Origin of the sequence: Pseudomonas putida (assembly GCF_009883635.2) — a bacterium.
Taxonomy (GTDB): Bacteria; Pseudomonadota; Gammaproteobacteria; order Pseudomonadales; family Pseudomonadaceae; genus Aquipseudomonas; species Aquipseudomonas putida_W.
The window spans coordinates 920,514-941,944 of sequence record NZ_CP026115.2 but is presented as its reverse complement, the minus strand read 5'-3'; the positions used below and the strand labels follow the sequence as shown (position 1 = coordinate 941,944).

Genomic DNA, 21,431 nt, shown 5'->3' with positions numbered 1-21,431 from the left:
CATGACCCGCAACACTACGCTGCGTATCGCCGAGAAGTTCATCGGGTTGCCGCTCGAACAACGCCGTCAGTTCCTCGCCAAGCTGCACCAGGATGGCAAGGACTTCGGCCTGCTGCCGATCCCGGTCAGCCGCCATGGCCTTGAGGCCATTCCACTGTCCTACGCCCAGCAGCGCCTGCTGTTCCTCTGGCAGCTCGACCCGCAGAGCGCGGCCTACAACATGGCGGCCGGCCTGCGTCTGGAGGGAGAGCTGGACCAAAGCCGTTTGCAGGGCGCCTTCGACGCCCTTGTCGAGCGCCACGAAGCGCTGCGCACCGTGTTTCAGGTCGACGGCGACCAGCCGCTGCAACGAGTGCTCGCGGCCGAGCCCCTGACCCTGCGGTATGTCGACCTCGGCACGGCCGACGAGGCCGAGCTGGCCCGCCAGGTGGAAGACGAAGTCGGTCGCCCGTTCGACCTGCTCAATGGCCCATTGCTGCGTGCCAGCCTGTTCCGTCTGGGCCAGGATGAACACGTGCTGGTAGTGTGCATGCACCACATCGTCTGCGACGGTTGGTCGATGGATGTGATGGTCCGCGAATTCGTCCAGTGCTATCAGGGCGGCGCCCAGGGCCTGCCAGCGCTGCCGTTGCAGTATGCCGACTACGCCGTGTGGCAGCGCCGCTGGCTGGAAGCGGGCGAGGGTGAGCGCCAGTTGCAGCACTGGCGCGAGCAACTGGGCGACGAACACCAGCTGCTCGACGTGGCGGCCGATTTCCCGCGCCCGCCCGTTCAGAGCCTGCAGGGCGAGACTCTCAAGTTCGATTTCGGCGGGCCGCTGTCGCAGCGCCTGCGCGATGCAGCCCGGGGCCAGGGCGTGACGCTGTTCATGCTGATGCTGACCGGCTACGCGCTGTTCCTCTCGCGCCATTCCGGCCAGCGCGACATCCGCATCGGCGTGCCCAACGCCAACCGTGGGCGCGAAGAGGTGGAAGGGCTGATCGGCTTCTTCGTCAACACCCAGGTGCTGCGTTGCGTGGTCGACGAGCGCCTGTCGCTGAGTGAACTGCTGGTGCAGGTGCGCGAGGCGACTTTCGCCGCCCAGGCCAATCAGGAGCTGCCCTTCGAGCAACTGGTGGAAGTGCTCGCGCCCGAGCGCAGCCTTGGCCACAACCCACTGTTCCAGGCCAAGTTCAACCAGAACGTCGGCGTGCAGAAGCAGACCGCGCTGCAACTGCCGGGGCTGGCCGTCAGCGAGTATCCGCTGCGCAAGGAAGGCACCCACTTCGACCTCGCCCTGGACATCACCGACGACGGCAGCCTGGTGCACGGCGAGATGACCTACGCCAGCGATCTCTACCAGCGTTCCACTATTGAAGGGTTCATCGCTGCATTGCGTGAGCTGTTCGAGACCTTGCTGGCCGCGCCAGATTCGCCGCTGCATACCCTGGTCAAGGCGCCTGCCGCAGAGGTTGTCGGTCACCGTGAGCAGCCGGCCCTGGTCCTGCAGCGCTGGGACGAACAGGTGCGCCGCCAACCCGACGGCATCGCGGCCGCGTGTGCGGGGCAGCAGCTCAGCCATGCCGAACTGGACAGCCAGGCCAATCGCCTGGCCCATCATCTGCGTGACCTGGGCGTAACCACGGGGGCACCGGTCGCGGTGCTGATGGAGCGCTCGCTGGATTGGCTGGTGTGCCTGTTGGGCATTCTCAAGGCCGGTGGCGTGTACATGCCGCTGGACATCAAGGCGCCGACCGAGCGCCTGCAAGGCATGCTGCAGCGTAGCGGCCCGCAGGTTCTGCTGTGCGATGCTGCTGAGCTGCGCCAGCAGGCGCTGGCAGCGTCTGGTTGCCAGGTACAGCCCTATGCGCCAGAGCGCTGGGCCTCGTTGCCGGGTGATGCGCCAGAAACCTGGACACTGGCAGGTGCACCGGCCTACGTGATCCACACCTCCGGCTCGACCGCCCAACCGAAGGGTGTGGTGGTCAGCCATGGCGCGCTGGCCAGCTATGTCGATGGCCTGCTGCAACGCCTGGATCTGGCCGCGGATGCGAGCATGGCGCTGGTCTCCACCATCGCTGCCGACCTTGGCCACACGGTGCTGTTCGGCGCCCTGTGTTCCGGGCGCACCCTGCATGTGCTGCCGGAGGCGCTGGGCTTCGACCCGGATGCGTTTGCCGCCTACATGGCCGAGCAGCGCATCGGTGTGCTGAAGATCGTCCCCAGCCACCTCAACGGCCTGCTGCAGGCAGCCAATGCCGCCGACGTGCTGCCCGAGCATGCTCTGATCGTCGGTGGCGAAGCCTGCTCGCCCGCGCTGTACCAGAAGGTGCGCGAGCTCAAGCCCGGCTGCCGCTTCATCAACCACTACGGCCCCAGCGAAACCACGGTCGGCGTGCTGACCCACGAACTGCAAGGTGCAGTGACGCAAGCAATGCCATTGGGCGTGGCGCTGCCGGGGGCCAGCGTGCGGGTGCTGGACGATGTGCTCAACGTGCTGCCCGCGCGCGTCGCGGGTGAGTTGTACATTGGCGGCGAGAGCCTGGCGCAAGGTTATCTGGGCCAGGCGGCACTGACCGCCGAGCGTTTCGTGCCCGACCCGTTTGGCGCGTCGGGCACGCGCCTGTACCGCAGCGGTGACCGCGTGCAGCGCGACAACGCAGGCCTGCTGCACTTCCTCGGGCGTGCCGACGACCAGGTGAAGATCCGTGGTTATCGTGTCGAGCCAGGGGAGGTCGGCCGCGTGCTGCGTGGCCTGGCGGGCGTGCATGACGCCGTGGTGTTGGCAGTACCGCAAGCGGACGACGCAGCACAGCTGCAGCTGGTCGGCTGGTGCGTGCCGGGCACCCCTCAGCTGAGCGTCGAGGCCCTGCGCGCGCAGTTGCAGGCGCTGCTGCCGGACTACCTGGTACCGGCCCATCTGCTGTTGCTGGAGCGCCTGCCGCTGACTGCCAACGGCAAGCTGGACCGCCGTGCCCTGCCGCAGCCGCAGGTGCAACTCAAGCGCCATGTCGCCGCCAGCACACCGCTGGAGGAGCAACTGCTGGCCATCTGGCAAGCGGTGCTCAAGCGTGACGACATCGGCGTCGAAGACAACTTCTTCGAACTGGGTGGCGACTCCATCCTCAGCCTGCAGATCATCGCCCGGGCCAAGCGTCAGGGCATCAAGCTGACCCCGCGCCAGCTGTTCGAGAAGCAGACCATCACTCAGCTGGCCCAGGTCGCCAAAGTGGCCCCCGTGGCGGCCAAGCCTGCTGCGGTTGCGCAGGTCAGCGGTGCCATGCCGCTGCTGCCGGTGCAGGCGCGCTTCTTCGAGCTGGCCCTGAACCAGCCTGGGCACTACAACCAGGCGGTCATGCTGCAGCCACGCCAGGCGCTGACGGCGAACATCGTCGAACAGGCCCTGGCGCTATTGGTCAACCAGCACGACGCACTGCGCCTGGCCTTCAACCAGGCGGACGGCAGCTGGAATGCCGAACACCGTGCGGGCGTACCAGGCGCAATGCTCTGGCATCGTCAGGCGGCCGATGCCGCACAACTGCAGGCCATCGCCGAAGAGGCACAGGGCAGCCTCGATCTCGCGCAAGGGCCGCTGCTGCGTGCAGTGCTGTGTGAGCTTGCCGAAGGTGGGCAGCGCCTGCTGCTGGTGATTCATCACCTGGTGGTCGACGGTGTGTCCTGGCGGGTGCTGCTGGAAGACCTGGAGCAGGCCTGCGTCGCCCTGTTGGCCGGGCGCACACCCGCGCTGGCGGAGAAGGGCACGGCATTGAAGGCCTGGGCCGAGCGCCTGGTGGGCTGGGCCCAGGAACCTGCCCGTGATGCAGAACTGGCCTACTGGCAAGCGACCCTCGCGGGGCAGACCGGCGACCTGCCTGCAGCACGCCGTGACGCCGGGCTGCAGGTGCGTCATGCCCGCACCGTGCGCTGCCGGCTGGATGCCGACACCACGCAAAGCCTGCTGCAGCAGGCACCAGCGGCCTACCGCACGCAAGTCAACGACCTGCTGCTGACCGCCCTGGCGCGGGTGCTGTGCCGCTGGACCGGGCAGGGCAGTGCGCTGGTCCAGCTAGAAGGCCACGGCCGCGAAGACCTGTTCGACGGTGTGGACCTGAGCCGTACCGTGGGTTGGTTCACCAGCCTGTTCCCGGTGGCGTTGACCCCTGCCGATGACCTGGCCGGCTCACTCAAGGCCATCAAGGAGCAGTTGCGTGGCGTACCCGGGCGCGGCATCGGCCATGGCGTGCTGCGTTACCTCGGCAGCCCGGCGCAGCAGGCGGCGTTGCAAGCGCTGCCGCAAGCGCGGGTAACCTTCAACTACCTCGGCCAGTTCGACCAGGGCTTTGGCGAAGACCGGCTGTTCGCACCTGCCGTGGAAAGCGTTGGCGCCACCCAGGCGGCTGATGCGCCACTGGGCAACTGGCTGAGCGTCAACGGCCAGGTGCTGGGTGGCGAGCTCGAATTGGGCTTTACCTTCAGCGAACTGATGTTTGATGAGCCGGCAATCGCCAGCCTGGCCGACGGCTACGCCCGGGAACTGGCCGCGCTGGTGGCCCACTGCCTCGACAGCCAGGCCGGTGGCGCCACGCCGGCCGACTTCCCGCTGGCCGGCCTGACGCAGGCGCAACTGGATGCGCTGCCGGTCGACCTGCGCCAGGTCGAGAATATCTACCCGCTGGCACCCATGCAGGAAGGCATGCTGTTCCACAGCCTGTACGACGGCCAGGCCAGCAGCTACGTCAACCGCCTGCGCCTGGACCTCGACGATCTCGACCCTGAGCGCTTCATCCAGGCCTGGCAGCAGGCGCTCGACCAGCATGAATCGCTGCGCGCCGGGTTTGCCTGGGAGCAGGGCCTGGAAGCGCCACGCCAGGTGGTGTTGCGCCATGTCCAGCTACCGGTCGAACGCTTCGACTGGGCCGGCGAGGCCGATATCGACGCCCGCCTCGAAGCGCTGGCGCAGGCCGAGCAGGCACGTGCCTTCGACCTTGGCCAGGCGCCGCTGCTGCGCCTGGTACTGGTGCGCACTGGGCCGCAGCGCCATCACCTGATCTACACCAGCCACCACATCCTGATGGACGGCTGGAGCAATTCGTTGCTCTTTGCCGCCGTGATGCAGGCCTATTCGGGGCAGCCTGCCGCAGTGGCGCAGGCGACGCGCAGCGACTACCTCGGCTGGTTGCAGCAGCAGGATCGCGCGGGTGCCGATGCGTTCTGGAAAGCCCAACTGCTCGACCTGGACGGCCCGACACTGCTCGGCGGTACACGTGATGCCAATGAATCCGGGCAGGGCGCGGTGGTACTGGAGCTGGGCGAGGTATTGAGCCAGGCCCTGAAGCACTTTGCGCAGGCCCAGCAAGTCACCCTCAACAGCGTGCTGCAGGCCGCCTGGGCGCTGCTGTTGCAGCGCCGCACCGGCCAGCGTCGGCCCTGCTTCGGCGCCACCGTGTCCGGGCGCCCGGCGGAGTTGCCGGGGATCGAGCAGCAACTGGGTCTGTTCATCAACACCCTGCCGGTGGCCGCCGAGCCGCAAGGGCAGATGCCGGTCGCCGACTGGGTGCGGGAAGTGCAGGCGCTCAACCTGCGCCTGCGCGAATACGAATACCTGCCGCTGTATGCCATCCAGGCAGCGGCCGGGCGCCATGGCGAGGCGTTGTTCGACAGCCTGCTGGTGTTCGAGAACTATCCGCTGGCCCAGAGCCTGTCGGACAGCAGTGCCGGGCTGCGTCTGTCGGGCCTGGACTATCAGGAATACAGCGGCTACCCGCTGACCCTGATTGCCGAAGCGCGGGATCAGATGCAGCTGACCTTCGCCTACCAGCGCCAGGTCTTCGGCCTTGCGCAGGTGCAGCAAATAGCGGCCGAGCTGCGCCATCTGCTGCAAGGCTTCGCCAGCGCGCCGCATGCCTTGCTGGGCAGCTTCGGGCTGGTCGACGCAGAGGCTCATTCGCGAATCGTGAAGGATTGGAATGCCACGGCACGGGACTACCCAGGCACGCCTTATGTGCACCAGCTGTTCGAACAGCACGTCATTCTTCAGCCGCAAGCACCGGCGCTGACCTTCGCCGACTGCACCTTGAGCTACGCCGAACTGAATGCCGAGGCCAACCGCCTGGCTCAGTATCTGCGCGGCCAGGGCGTCGGCCCGGACGTGCTGGTGGGCATTGCCGCCGAGCGTTCGGTGGAAATGGTCGTCGGCCTGTTGGCAATCCTCAAGGCCGGTGGTGCCTATGTGCCGCTGGACCCGGAGTACCCGCAGGACCGCCTGGCCTACATGTTCGAAGACAGCGGCATCACCTTGCTGCTGACCCAGTCGCACCTGCGCGATGGCCTGCCGATTCCTGCCGGGCTGGCGGTGCTCGATCTGGATCGAGCCGAAGCCTGGGATGCGCTGGACGCGCACAACCCGGACGTGGCACTGCACCCGGAAAACCTCGCCTATGTCATTTACACCTCCGGCTCCACCGGCAAGCCGAAGGGCGCCGGCAACCGCCATATCGCCTTGCACAACCGCCTGGCCTGGATGCAGGAGGCTTACTCGCTCACCGCCAATGACAGCGTGCTGCAGAAAACCCCATTCAGCTTCGACGTGTCGGTGTGGGAATTCTTCTGGCCGCTGATGGAAGGCGCACGCCTGGTCATGGCGCTGCCCGGTGACCACCGCGACCCGGCGCGCCTGGCCGAGCTGATCACCCGCGAGCAGATCAGCACGCTGCACTTCGTGCCGTCGATGCTGCAGGCCTTCGTCGCTGACGAAAACGCCGCCCGCTGCACCTCGCTGCAGCGCATCATCTGCTCCGGCGAAGCGTTGCCGGTGGAACTGCAACGCCAGACCCTGGCGCTGCTGCCGCAGAGCGGCCTGTACAACCTGTACGGCCCGACCGAAGCGGCCATCGACGTCACCCACTGGACCTGCGTCGAAGAAGGCAAGGATGCGGTGCCGATCGGCCAGCCAATCGCCAACCTGCAGACCTACGTGCTGGACGGCGAACTGAACCCGGTCAGCCCGGGCGTGACCGGCGAGCTGTACCTGGGCGGCATTGGCCTGGCCCGTGGTTACCACCGTCGTCCATCGCTGACCGCCGAGCGCTTCGTCACCAGCCCGTTCGGCACTGGCCAGCGGCTGTACCGCACCGGCGACCTGGCGCGCCAGCGCGAGGACGGCGTGATCGAGTATGCCGGGCGCATCGACCATCAGGTGAAGATCCGCGGCCTGCGCATCGAGCTGGGCGAGATCGAAGCACGCCTGCAAGAGCAGGACACCGTGCGCGAGGCAGTGGTGGTGGCTGCTGAGGGACAACTGGTGGCCTACCTGGTAGCCGAGCAGGCCGACAGCCTGGAAGCAATCAAGGCACACCTTGCGGCCGTGCTGCCGGACTACATGGTGCCCGCGCAGTGGGTGCTGCTTGAGCGCATGCCGCTGTCGCCCAACGGCAAGCTCGACCGCAAGGCACTGCCGAAACCGGAGCTGGGCCAGTCCCGGCGCGAGTACCTGGCGCCGCAGAGCGAACTGGAGCAACGCCTGGCCGGCATCTGGCAGGAGGTGCTCAAGGTCGAGCGGGTCGGCCTCAATGACAACTTCTTCGAACTGGGCGGGCATTCGTTGCTGATGGTGCGCCTGGTTTCCCGAATCAAGACCGAGTTCTCCGTCGAATTGCCGATCCAGGACGCCTACCTCGCCGACGACCTCGGCGCCTTGGCCGCCCTGGTGACAGGTAGCGCGGGCCCGGCAGAGCAAGACTACGACGCCATTTTTGACGCCTTGGACGAATTGGAGGCATTTGATGCTTAAGCAAGGGACCCAACAGGGCAATGAGCTGGTCCAGCGGATCAGCGGGCTGGGCCACGACAAGCGTGTGGCCCTGTTCAAGCGCCTGCTGGAGAAAGGTGTCGATCTGGGCCGCCTGCCCATCGTGCCGCTGGCCGACGGCGAGACACTGCGCCTCTCCCATGCCCAGCAGCGCCAGTGGGTGCTCTGGCAACTGGACCCGGAAGGCGCTGCCTACAACATGGTCACCGTGCTGCGCCTGCGCGGGGCATTGAACCTCGAGGCCCTGCGCCAGGCATTCGACGACCTGGCGACGCGGCATCAGACGCTGCGCACGCGCTTCTTCCTCGATGCCGACGGCCAGCCACGCCAGTGCATCGAGGCGGCCGGGTCGCTGACGATTGACACGCGTCAGCTTGGGCAAGTTGACGAGCCGGCATTGCTGGCCGCCATCGAGGCCGAAGCGACTCGCCCGTTCGACCTGGAGACGGGCCCGCTGTTGCGGGTGGCGCTGCTGGAAGTGGGCGATGCGGACCGCGTACTGGTCCTGACCCAGCACCATATCGTCTCCGACGGCTGGTCCATGCAGTTGATGGTCGATGAACTGATCAGCCTGTACCAGGCTCACTGCCAGGGGCATGCAGCGCAGCTGCCGGCCTTGCCGATTCAGTATGTCGACTACGCCGGCTGGCAACGCCAGTGGCTGGCCGCTGGCGAGCGCGAGCGTCAGCTGAATTACTGGACGCAGCGCCTGGCCGGGGAGCAAGGCCCGCTGGAACTACCGTTCGACCGCCCACGGCCGGCGCGCCGCAGCAGCCAGGGCTCACGGGAAATTCTCGAGCTGCCAGCCGCGCTGCTGCAGGGCATCCGGCAACTGGCCCAGGCCCAGGGATGCACACCGTTCATGGTGCTGCTGGCCTCGTTCCAGTTGTTGCTGCATCGCTACAGCGGCCAGGCTGACATCCGTGTTGGCGTGCCATCGGCCAACCGCAACCGCGCCGAGACCGAGCGCCTGCTGGGCTTTTTCGTCAACACGCAGGTGCTGCGCGCGGACGTCGATGGCCAGGCAGGCTTCCTCGACCTGCTCAAGCAGGTGCGCCAGGCTGCACTGGAAGCCCAGGCCCACCAGGATCTGCCCTTCGAACAGCTGGTCGAAGCCCTGCAGCCGGAGCGCAGCCTGAGCCACAGCCCATTGTTCCAGGTGATGTTCAACTATCAGGTGAGCGAGGGCGCTATCAGTGACGGCGTGAAGCTGCCGGGGCTGGATGTGGCCCAGATGCAATGGGCCATGCCCAGTGCGCAGTTCGACCTGAGTCTGGACTGTGTCGAGCACCCGCAGGGGCTCAGCGCCTCGCTGATCTATTCGACCGACCTGTTCGATGCACCTCGCGTCCAGCGCATGGCCGTGCACTGGCAGAACCTGTTGCAGGCGATCATCGAAGCGCCGGCACAGCGCATGGGCGATTTGCCCATGCTGCACGATGAAGAGCGAGCGCTGGCGATCACTGGCTGGAACGCCACGGCGCGGGACTACCCAGGTACGCCTTATGTGCACCAGCTGTTCGAACAGCAAGCCGCTCGCCAACCGCAAGCGCCGGCACTGACCTTTGCCGACCGCACCTTGAGCTACGCCGAACTCAATGCCGAGGCCAATCGCCTGGCTCAGTATCTGCGCGGCCAGGGCGTCGGCCCGGACGTGCTGGTGGGCATTGCCGCCGAGCGCTCGGTGGAAATGGTCGTCGGCCTGTTGGCCATTCTCAAGGCCGGTGGCGCCTATGTGCCGCTGGACCCGGAATACCCGCAGGACCGCCTGGCCTACATGTTCGAAGACAGCGGCATCACCTTGCTGCTGACCCAGTCGCACCTGCGCGATGGCCTGCCGATTCCGGCCGGGCTGGCGGTGCTCGATCTGGATCGAGCCGAAGCCTGGGATGCGCTGGACGCGCACAACCCGGACGTGGCACTGCACCCGGAAAACCTCGCCTATGTCATTTACACCTCCGGCTCCACCGGCAAGCCGAAGGGCGCCGGCAACCGCCATATCGCCTTGCACAACCGCCTGGCCTGGATGCAGGAGGCTTACTCGCTCACCGCCAATGACAGCGTGCTGCAGAAAACGCCATTCAGCTTCGACGTGTCGGTGTGGGAATTCTTCTGGCCGCTGATGGAAGGCGCACGCCTGGTCATGGCGCTGCCCGGTGACCACCGCGACCCGGCGCGCCTGGCCGAGCTGATCACCCGCGAGCAGATCAGCACGCTGCACTTCGTGCCGTCGATGCTGCAGGCCTTCGTCGCTGACGAAAACGCCGCCCGCTGCACCTCGCTGCAGCGCATCATCTGCTCCGGCGAAGCGTTGCCGGTGGAACTGCAACGCCAGACCCTGGCGCTGCTGCCGCAGAGCGGCCTGTACAACCTGTACGGCCCGACCGAAGCGGCCATCGACGTCACCCACTGGACCTGCGTCGAAGAAGGCAAGGATGCGGTGCCGATCGGCCAGCCAATCGCCAACCTGCAGACCTACGTGCTGGACGGCGAACTGAACCCGGTCAGCCCGGGCGTGACCGGCGAGCTGTACCTGGGCGGCATTGGCCTGGCCCGTGGTTACCACCGTCGTCCATCGCTGACCGCCGAGCGCTTCGTCACCAGCCCGTTCGGCACTGGCCAGCGGCTGTACCGCACCGGCGACCTGGCGCGTCAGCGCGAGGACGGCGTGATCGAGTATGCCGGGCGCATCGACCACCAGGTGAAGATCCGCGGCCTGCGCATCGAGCTGGGTGAGATCGAAGCACGCCTGCAAGAGCAGGACGCGGTGCGTGAAGCGGTGGTGGTGGCCGCCGATGGCCCGAGCGGCAAGCAGCTGGTGGCCCATGTGGTACCAGAGCCGACTTCTCTGGCACGCGCTGAGGCCGAGATTCAGGGCGGCTACCTGCAAGGCGTCAAGGCGCAATTGCTGGATGTGCTGCCGGATTACATGGTGCCAGCGCAGTGGGTACTGCTCGAACAGATGCCGCTGTCGCCCAACGGCAAGCTCGACCGCAAGGCCCTGCCCAAGCCCGACCCGGCGCAATCGCGCAGCGAGTACCAGGCACCGCGCAATGCCCTGGAGCAGCGCCTGGCGCTGATCTGGCAGGACGTGCTGCGCCTGGAACAGGTCGGCGTGGACGACAATTTCTTCGAGTTGGGCGGGGATTCGATCATCTCCATCCAGATCGTCAGCCGGGCACGCCAGGCCGGGATCCGCTTCGCCCCGCGTGACCTGTTCCAGCATCAGAGCATTCGCCGCCTGGCCACTGTGGCGCAACTGAGCGAGACCCTGCAGATCGACCAGGGGCCGGTGACCGGTGAGGCACCGCTGCTGCCGATCCAGCAGACGTTCTTCTCCACTGAGATCCCCAACCGTCAGCACTGGAACCAGTCGCTGCTGCTGGCCCCGGCCGAGCCGCTGGACGGCGAACTGCTGACCCGGGCCCTGGCCGCGTTGCTGCAACAGCATGATGCCCTGCGCCTGCGCTACCAGCCGTTGGACGGTGGCTGGGTACAGCGCCATCAGCCACAGGCGAGTGCCGAAGGACTGATCTGGCAGCGGCAGTTGGCCAACCTCGACGAACTGCCTGCGTACTGCAGCGAAGTGCAGCGCAGCCTCGACCTGGGCGCAGGCCCCATGCTGCGCCTGGGCCTGATCACCTTGCCGGACGGTACACAGCGCTTGCTGCTGGCGATTCACCACCTGGTCATCGATGGCGTTTCCTGGCGTATCCTGCTCGAAGACCTGCAGACGGCTTATCGCCAGCTGCAGGCGGGGCAGACGCTGCAGTTGCCGGCCAAGACCACCTCGTACAAGGCCTGGGGCGAGCGCCTGGGCGAACATGCCCGCTCCGCGCCGATGGTCGCGCAGCTCGGCTACTGGCAGCAGCTGCTGGAAGGCGCGCCGCAGGATCTGCCGCGGGACAATCCGCAAGGGGGGATGGACAACCGGCATGCCCGCAGCGTCGCCACCCGGCTGGACGCTACCCGTACCCGTCAATTGCTGCAGGAAGCGCCAGCGGCGTACCGCACCCAGGTCAACGACCTGCTGCTGACGGCCCTGGCCCAGGTCGTCTGTGCCTGGAGTGGCGAGGCGTCGGCGCTGGTGCAACTGGAAGGACACGGCCGCGAAGACCTGTTCAGCGACATCGACCTGTCACGCACGCTGGGCTGGTTCACCAGCATGTTCCCGGTGCGCCTGACGCCAGCCAGCGACCTTGGTGCCGCCATCAAGGGCATCAAGGAGCAGCTGCGCGCGAATCCGGACAAAGGCCTGGGCCATGGCCTGTTGCGCCACCTGGGTAGCGATGAGGCACGCGCAGCGTTGGCCGCCCTGGCGCAACCGCGCATCACCTTCAACTACCTGGGGCAGTTCGACGGCGAATTCGCCGAGGGCGCGTTGTGGGTGCCCGCCAGCGAAGGGCGTGGTGCCGGGCAAGATCCACAGGCGCCGCTGGGCAACTGGCTGAGCGTCGATGGCCAGGTGTTCGGCGGCGAACTGAGCCTGAACTGGACCTTCAGCGGCGAGGTGTACGCCGAGGCAACCATCGCACGCCTGGCCGAGGCCTACCAGCAGGCCCTGGAGGCGCTGATCGCGCACTGCCTGGTCGAGACCAACGCCGGGCTGACCCCGAGCGATGTGCCGCTGGCCGGGCTTGGCCAGGCTCAACTCGATGCCCTGGCATTGCCTGCCCGGGCCATCGCCGAGATCTATCCGCTGTCGCCCATGCAGCAAGGCATGCTGTTCCACAGCTTGTACGAAGCCAGCGGCCGTACCTACGTCAACCAGATGCGCCTGGATATCCGTGGCCTCGACGTCGAACGCTTCGCCAGTGCCTGGCAGCAGGCGGTCGACCGCCATGAACTGCTGCGCGCAGGCTTCCTCTGGGACGCCGGGCTGGAAGCGCCGCGCCAGGTCATTCACCGCCAGGCCAGCCTGGAAATCGTGGTCGAGGAGGGCGGTGATGGCACTGCCCGCCTGCTCGACGAACGTGCCAGCCGTGAGCTGGACCGCGGTTTCGATCTGGCCTGCCCACCGCTGCTGCGCCTGTGCCTGCTGCGCACTGGCGCTGACAGCCATCACCTGATCTACACCAGCCACCACATCCTGATGGACGGCTGGAGCAACTCGCGCCTGCTCGGCGAGGTGCTGCAAACCTATGCCGGCCAGGCCGTCGTCGCGCCGGAAGGCCGCTACCAGGACTACCTCGCCTGGTTGCAGGGCCAGGACCAGGCGGCCAGCGAGCGCTTCTGGCAGGCGCAGCTGGCGCCCCTGGAGGAGCCGACCCGGCTGGCCCTGGCCTGCGCCCGGGCGGACCTGGCCGAGTCCGGCCAGGCTTTGCACAGCGCTCGGTTGAACGGCGAGCAGACCCGCCGCCTGCAGGCCTTTGCCCGGCAGCAGCAGGTGACCCTCAACACCCTGGTGCAGTCGGCCTGGCTGCTGCTGTTGCAGCGGTACACCGGCCAGCGCAGCGTGGCTTTCGGCGCCACCGTATCCGGGCGCCCGGTGGAGCTGCCGGGGATCGAGCAGCAACTGGGCCTGTTCATCAACAGCCTGCCGGTGATCGCCAGCCCGGATGGCGCGCTCAGCGTCGCCCAGTGGGCCCAGGCGGTGCAGGCGCAGAACCTTGCGCTGCGCGACCACGAACATACACCGTTGGCAGACGTGCAACGCCTGGCCGGGCGTAATGGCGAGGCGCTGTTCGACACGCTGCTGGTGTTCGAGAACTATCCGGTTTCCGAAGCCCTGCAAGCGGCCCCGGGCGGCCTTGGTTTCAGCAACCTGGGCTACAGCGAGCAAAGCGGCTATGCCCTGACCCTGATCGCCCAGGTCGGCGATGAGCTGGAACTGGCCTTCAACTACCTGACACAGGACTTCGCCGAGCCGACTATCCGCCGCATCGCCGGGCAACTGACCCAGTTGCTGCTGCAGTTCATGGCGCACCCTGATAGCCCTCTGGGCGAGCTGCCGCTGCTGGAGGAAAACGACCGCCAGCAAGTCGTCGAGCAGTGGAATGCCACGGCGCGGAGCTACCCAGGCACGCCTTATGTGCACCAGCTGTTCGAACAGCACGTCATTCTTCAGCCGCAAGCACCGGCGCTGACCTTCGCCGACTGCACCTTGAGCTACGCCGAACTGAATGCCGAGGCCAACCGCCTGGCTCAGTATCTGCGCGGCCAGGGCGTCGGCCCGGACGTGCTGGTGGGCATTGCCGCCGAGCGTTCGGTGGAAATGGTCGTCGGCCTGCTGGCCATTCTCAAGGCCGGTGGCGCCTATGTGCCGCTGGACCCGGAGTACCCGCAGGACCGCCTGGCCTACATGTTCGAAGACAGCGGCATTACCTTGCTGCTGACCCAGTCGCACCTGCGCGATGGCCTGCCGATCCCGGCCGGGCTGGCGGTGCTCGATCTGGACCGGGCTGAGGCCTGGAGCGCTCTCGAGGCGCACAACCCGGCTGTAGAGCTGCACCCGGAAAACCTCGCTTACGTCATCTACACCTCCGGTTCCACCGGCAAGCCGAAGGGCGCCGGCAACCGCCATATCGCCTTGCACAACCGCCTGGCCTGGATGCAGGAGGCTTACTCGCTCACCGCCAATGACAGCGTGCTGCAGAAAACGCCATTCAGCTTCGACGTGTCGGTGTGGGAATTCTTCTGGCCGCTGATGGAAGGCGCACGCCTGGTCATGGCGCTGCCTGGTGACCACCGCGACCCGGCGCGCCTGGCCGAGCTGATCACCCGCGAGCAGATCAGCACGCTGCACTTCGTGCCGTCGATGTTGCAGGCCTTCGTCGCTGACGAAAACGCCGCCCGCTGCACCTCGCTGCAGCGCATCATCTGCTCCGGCGAAGCACTGCCGGTGGAACTGCAACGCCAGACCCTGGCGCTGCTGCCGCAGAGCGGCCTGTACAACCTGTACGGCCCGACCGAAGCGGCCATCGACGTGACCCACTGGACCTGCGTCGAAGAAGGCAAGGATGCGGTGCCGATCGGCCAGCCAATCGCCAACCTGCAGACCTACGTGCTGGACGGCGAACTGAACCCGGTCAGCCCGGGCGTGACCGGCGAGCTGTACCTGGGCGGCATTGGCCTGGCCCGTGGTTACCACCGTCGTCCATCGCTGACCGCCGAGCGCTTCGTCACCAGCCCGTTCGGCACTGGCCAGCGGCTGTACCGCACCGGTGACCTGGCGCGCCAGCGCGAGGACGGCGTGATCGAGTATGCCGGGCGCATCGACCATCAGGTGAAGATCCGTGGCCTGCGCATCGAGCTGGGCGAGATCGAAGCACGCCTGCAAGAGCAGGACACCGTGCGCGAGGCAGTGGTGGTGGCTGCTGAGGGACAACTGGTGGCCTACCTGGTAGCCGAGCAGGCCGACAGCCTGGAAGCAATCAAGGCACACCTTGCGGCCGTGCTGCCGGACTACATGGTGCCCACACAGTGGGTGCTGCTTGAGCGCATGCCGCTGTCGCCCAACGGCAAGCTCGACCGCAAGGCACTGCCGAAACCGGAGCTGGGCCAGTCCCGGCGCGAGTACCTGGCGCCGCAGAGCAAACTGGAGCAACGCCTGGCTGGCATCTGGCAGGATGTGCTGAAAGTCGAGCAGGTGGGGCTCAACGACAACTTCTTCGAACTGGGCGGTGATTCCATCGTCTCGATCCAGCTGGTCAGCCGTGCCCGCCAGCAAGGCCTGCGCTTCACGCCCAAGGACGTTTTCGAGCAGCAGACCCTGCAGCGCCTTGCCGGCGTCGTCGACCAGAGCGAAGCCAGCCAGGTCGAGCAAGGCCCGGTGACTGGCGAGGCACCGTTGCTGCCTATCCAGCAGCTGTTCTTCGAAACGGACATTCCTGCCCGCCATCACTGGAACCAGGCCCTGCTGCTGGCGCCGGTCGAACCTCTGGATGGCGAGCTGCTGCGCGCCGCGCTGCAGCTCGTGACGCTGCACCACGACGCCCTGCGCTTGCGCTATCGCCAGGACGCAGCGGGTTGGGTCCAGTACCACGCCGCCGTCGACCAAGCCGTGCAGCTGCAGTGCGTACAGGTCGAAACTCTCGAACCCGTGGCCGCCGAGGCCCAGCGCAGCCTGTCGCTGGAGCACGGTCCGCTGTGCCGTGCGCTGCTTGCCAGCCTGGCCGATGGCAGCCAGCGCTTGCTGCTGGTGGCTCACCACTTGGTCATCGACGGTGTTTCCTGGCGCATTCTGCTGGAAGACCTGCAAGCCACTTACCGCCAGTTGCAGCAGGGCGATGTACCGCGCCTGCCAGCCAAGACCAGCGCGTACAAGGCCTGGGGTGAAAGCCTGGTCGCTCACGCGCAGTCAGAAGCGATGAACGACGAACTGAGCTACTGGCAGGCGCAGCTTGCCGAGGGTGGCGAAGGCATCCTTGCCGACCACCCAGAGGGTAGCCAGGCCAAACGCCATGCCCACACACTCACCAGCCGCTTCGACCTTGCATTGACCCGCGCGCTGCTGCAAGAGGCACCGGCGGCCTATCGCACCCAGGTCAACGACCTGCTGCTGACCGCCCTGGCCCAGGCCCTTTGCGCCTGGAGCGGCGAGGCATCGGCACTGGTACAGCTGGAAGGGCATGGCCGCGAGGAACTGTTCGACGCTATCGACCTGTCGCGTACCCTGGGCTGGTTCACCAGCCTGTACCCGGTGCGCCTGCAACCCGCTGCCGATATCGGCACGTCGATCAAGCGCATCAAGGAACAATTGCGCAGCGTGCCGAACAAAGGCATCGGCTATGGCCTGCTGCGCCACCTCGGCCCACAGGCAGCCCGGGAGGCGCTGGCCGCTCTGCCGCAGCCACGCATCACCTTCAACTACCTGGGCCAGTTCGATACGGGCTCGGCAGAGGATGCGCTGTGGCGCCTGGCGGATGAATCGGCCGGCAGCGGCATCGACGACGATGCACCGCTGGGCAACTGGCTGAGCCTGGATGGCCAGGTGCACGAAGGTGTGTTGAGCCTGAGCTGGACGTTCAGCACCTGCACCTTCGAGGCAAGCCGGGTACAGGCGCTGGCGACAGCATTCGAAGACGCCCTGCGGGCGCTGGTGGAGCATTGCCAGCAACCGGCCAACCGTGGCGTGACAGCGACGGACTTCCCGCTGGCCGGCCTCGACCAGGCCCAGCTCGACGCGTTGCCGGTGGCAGTGGATGACATCGAGGACGTTTACGCGCTGTCGCCGATGCAGGAGGGCATGCTGTTCCACACCCTCTCCGACGGTGGCTCGGCGCTGTATGTCAACCAGGTCTGCCTGCCTGTCGAGGGCCTCGACCCGCAACGCTTCGCCGCCGCCTGGCAGCGTGTCATGGCCCGCCACGACATCCTGCGCACCAGCTTCCACTGGCAAGGGCTGCCGCGCCCGGTGCAAGTGGTGCACCGCCAGGCCCGCCTGGACTTCGAACTGCTCGACTGGCGCGCCGAGGCGGTCGACGAGCAACGCCTCGCCGCGCGTGCCGAAACGGAATGCGCCCGCGGCTTCGACCTGACCCGCGCGCCGCTGCAGCGGCTGCTGCTGATCCGCGTGGCGGAGCACAGCTACCACATGGCCTGGACCAGCCACCACATCCTCATGGATGGCTGGTCCAGCTCGCAGTTGTTCGGCGAGGTGATGGAGCAGTACCACCAAGGCAGCAGCAACGGAGAGGTCGGCCGCTATCGCGACTTCATCGCCTGGCTGCAGCGCCAGGATCAGGGCGCCCTCGAGGGCTTCTGGAAAGAGCGCCTGCAACGCCTGGACGAACCGACCTCGCTGAGCCAGGCCGTGCACCCGCGGCATGTCAGCGACGAACCGGGCCATCACGCGCTCTACACCCGCTGGGACGGCGAGCGTACCGCCCGCCTGCAGCAGCGTTGCCGCGAACTGCGCATCACCGCCAACACCCTGGTGCAGGGCGCCTGGCTGCTGTTGCTGCAGCGCTACACCGGCCAGGCGGCGCCGTGCTTCGGCGCCACCGTCGCCGGCCGGCCTGAAGGCCTGGCTGGGGCAGACCGCATGCTGGGCCTGTTCATCAACACCCTGCCGGTGATTGGCCGGATGGATGCCGAACAGACACTGCTCGACTGGCTGCAGGCCTTGCAGCGCGACAACCTGGAACTGCGCGAGCACGCCCATGCGCCGTTGGCTGACGTGCAGCGCTGGTCTGGGCAGGGCGGGCAGCCGCTGTTCGACAGCATCATCGTCTTCGAGAACTACCCGATCGACCAGCGCCTGGGCGAGAGCGCGGCCAGTGGGCTGAGCTTCGGCCAGTCGTCCAACCACGACGTCACCAACTTCCCGATGGACCTGGCGGTGCACCTGGGCGAGCAGCTGTCGATCGAATACCTGTACTTGCGTGGTTGCTTCAGCGAGCCGGTGGTGCAAGGCATTCGGGCCATGATGGAGCACCTGCTGGAAGAAATCCTCGCCAACCCACAGGTGGCCCTGGGCAACCTGCAGCGCCTGCCTGCGGCACAACGCTCGGCCTTGCAGGGCTGGAGCATGGCGCCCGGCAATACCTGGCAGGCACAGTCGCTGGTCGGGCTGATCGCCCGCCATGCCGAGCAGCGCCCGCAAGCGCTGGCGGTTCAGTGTGGCGCGCAGCAGCTCGACTACCTGCAACTGGAGCGCTCGGCCAACCGCCTGGCTCATCGCCTGCAAACTCTGGGCGCAGGCCCCGAAGTGGTCGTCGGCGTCGCCCTGGAGCGTTCGGTGAAAACCCTGGTGGCCTTGCTGGCGGTGATGAAGAGCGGCGCCGCCTACCTGCCGCTGGATATCGACTACCCGGCCGAGCGCCTGGCCTACATGGTCGAGGACTCGGGGATGGGCTTGCTCATCACCGAGAACGGGCTGCAGGACCGCGTGCCGGCACCGGCTGCCCTGCAGCGCGTGCTGCTCGATGCCGAAGACCAGGGCCATTGGCCAGAAACCGCACCCGTGTCGCAGGCGCAGCCGGGCAACCTGGCCTACCTGATCTACACCTCGGGCTCGACCGGCCGGCCGAAAGGCGTAGCGGTGCCGCAAGGGCCACTGAGCATGCATTGCCAGGCCATTGCCGAGCTGTACGAGATGGAACCTGGCGTACGCGAGCTGCACTTCATGTCGTTCGCCTTCGACGGCGCCCATGAACGCTGGCTGACCACGTTGATGGTCGGTGGCACGCTGGTGATTCGCGATGGCAGCCTGTGGACCCCGGAGCAGACCTGCCGCGCGCTGCACGAGCAGCGTATCGACATCGCCTGTTTCCCGCCTGCCTACCTCAAGCAGATGGCCGAGTTCGTCGAGGGCAGTGGTATGCCGGCGCCGCCAGTGCGCATCTACTGCTTCGGTGGTGATGCGGTACCGGAGCGCAGCTTCGAGCAGGTCCGCGCAGCACTGCGCCCGCGCTACTTCACCAATGGCTACGGCCCCACCGAGACCGTGGTCACGCCGTTGCTGTGGAAGGCGGCGGGCGGTGACCGCTGCGGCGCCGACTACGCGCCCATCGGGCGTGCCGTCGGCGAGCGCAGCCTGCATGTGCTGGACGAGCAGCTCAACCCGTTGCCGGTGGGCTTCGCCGGCGAGCTGTACATTGGTGGTGAAGGAGTCGCCCGTGGCTATCAGAACCGCCCTGGGCAAAGCGCCGAACGCTTCATGCCCGATCCGTTCGGCAAACCCGGCGCACGGCTGTATCGCACCGGCGACCTGGTACGCCTGCGCGAAGACGGCATTCTCGATTACCTGGGGCGTATCGACCAGCAGGTGAAGATCCGCGGTTTCCGTATCGAGTTGGGTGAAGTCGAAGCAGCGCTGCGTCGCCAGCCGGGTGTCGAGGATGCCTTGGTGGTGGCACGCGACAGTGCTTCGGGCAAGCAACTGGTGGGCTACGTGGTGGGTGAGTCATCGCTGTCGGGAGACCGGCTGAAGATGGCCCTGCGCGCCAGCCTGCCGGACTGGATGGTGCCCATGCAGGTCATGGTGTTGCCCGCGTTCCCGGTCACGCCCAACGGCAAGCTGGATCGCAAGGCGCTGCCGGAACCGAGCTTCCAGCAAGAGGCCTATGTGGCGCCACGCAACCTCGAAGAACAGCTGCTGGCCGAGATCTGGGCACAAGTGCTGCAGGTCGAGCAGGTCGGCATCGAAGACAACTTCTTCGAGCTGGGTGGTGACTCGATCCTCAGCTTGCAGGTGGTGTCGCGGGTGAAGAACCACCCAGGCCTGGAACTCGACCTGAAGCTGCGTGACCTGTTGCGTTATCAGACCATCGCCGGCATCTGCGAGCGGCCAGTGGAAACGGTCAGCGGCAAGCTCGAGGACGACAGCCTGCAGGCCGCCGAAGGCGCCTTCCGCCTGCTGCCGATCCAGGAATGGCTGTTCGCCGAGGACATGCGCGAGCCGCAGCACTTCAACCAGGCACTGATGCTCAAGGCGCGCGGCGCGCTGGACCTGGATGCACTGGAGCGTGCCCTTGGCGTGATCCAGCAGCATCACGATTCGCTGCGCCTGCGCTTCAGCCGTGACAGCGGGCGTTGGCTACAGCACTACCTGGCCGAAGACGCCTGCGCGCCGCAGCTGTGGTGTCGCGAGGCCGCCGATGCCAAGGCGCTGGAGGAGCTGGCCAACCAGGCACAACGCAGCCTGGACCTGGCCGAGGGCCCGATGTGGCGTGCCATGCACGTATCCATGGCCGATGGTGAAGCCCGCCTGTTGCTGGTGATCCACCACCTGGTGGTGGATGCGGTGTCGTGGCGGGTGTTGCTGGAGGACCTGCGCACTGCCTACGAGGCCTGCTGCCTGGGCCAGGAACCCACGTTGCCGATGCGCAGCAGTAGCTACCGCGCCTGGGTCGAGCGCCTGGTGCAGGACGCCGGGCGTATCGCCACCGAAGAAAGCGACTGGTGGCTGGGGCAACTGGACCGTCCGGGCCAGGACCTGCCGTGCGACAACCCGAGGGGCCGCAACCAGGTCAGTGAACAGGCGGTGGCCAGGGTGGTGCTTGACAGCACCCCGACCAGCCGCCTGCTCAAAGAAGCGCCAGCAGCCTATGGCACGCAGATCAACGATTTGTTGCTGACCGCCCTGGGCCGTGTGCTGTGCCGTTGGAGCGAACAGGAGTCGGTGCTGGTGCAACTGGAAGGCCATGGCCGCGAAGACCTGTTCGAGGCCCTGGACCTGTCGCGCACGCTGGGCTGGTTCACCAGCATGTTCCCGGTACGCCTGCAGCCCGAGGCGGATATCGGCAGCTCGATCCTGGCTATCCAGGGGCAACTGCAGGCGGTACCGAACAAGGGTATCGGTTACGGCGTGCTGCGCTACCTGGGTGAACCCGCACTCGGCGAGCGCCTGGCGCGCCTGCCACAGGCGCGGATCACCTTCAACTACCTGGGGCAGTTCGACCAGAGTTTCGACGACAAGGCGCTGCTGGTGCCGGCGGCCGAGGGCACGGGGGACTGCTACAGCCCTGTGGCGCGCCTGGGCAACTGGCTGGAGATCATCGGTCAGGTCTACGACGGCTGCCTGGCGCTGCGCTGTGTCTACAGCACGCGCCGCTACCGCCCGGAAACCGTGCAAGCGCTGATGGACGACTACCGCGCCGAGCTGGAGCTGTTGATCGAACACTGCCTGCAACGGCTGGGCTGAGTCTTTTCGTCATTCAATCGAGGGAGGCCGCAGCAGGCCTCCCTCTATCGAGGAACA

Annotated in this window: 2 protein-coding genes; both read left to right on the top strand. The window is 66.9% G+C overall.

The genetic code is table 11. The features are described from left to right. Position 1 precedes the first annotated feature (1 nt). On the top strand, positions 2–7,768 hold the full coding sequence (locus tag C2H86_RS04220; RefSeq protein ID WP_163985937.1) for a non-ribosomal peptide synthetase: 7,767 nt from the start codon (positions 2–4) through the stop codon (positions 7,766–7,768). Then, on the top strand, positions 7,761–21,374 hold the full coding sequence (locus tag C2H86_RS04215) for a non-ribosomal peptide synthase/polyketide synthase (protein ID WP_163985935.1): 13,614 nt from the start codon (positions 7,761–7,763) through the stop codon (positions 21,372–21,374). Before C2H86_RS04220 ends, C2H86_RS04215 begins: the two co-directional genes overlap by 8 nt. Positions 21,375–21,431 lie beyond the last annotated feature (57 nt).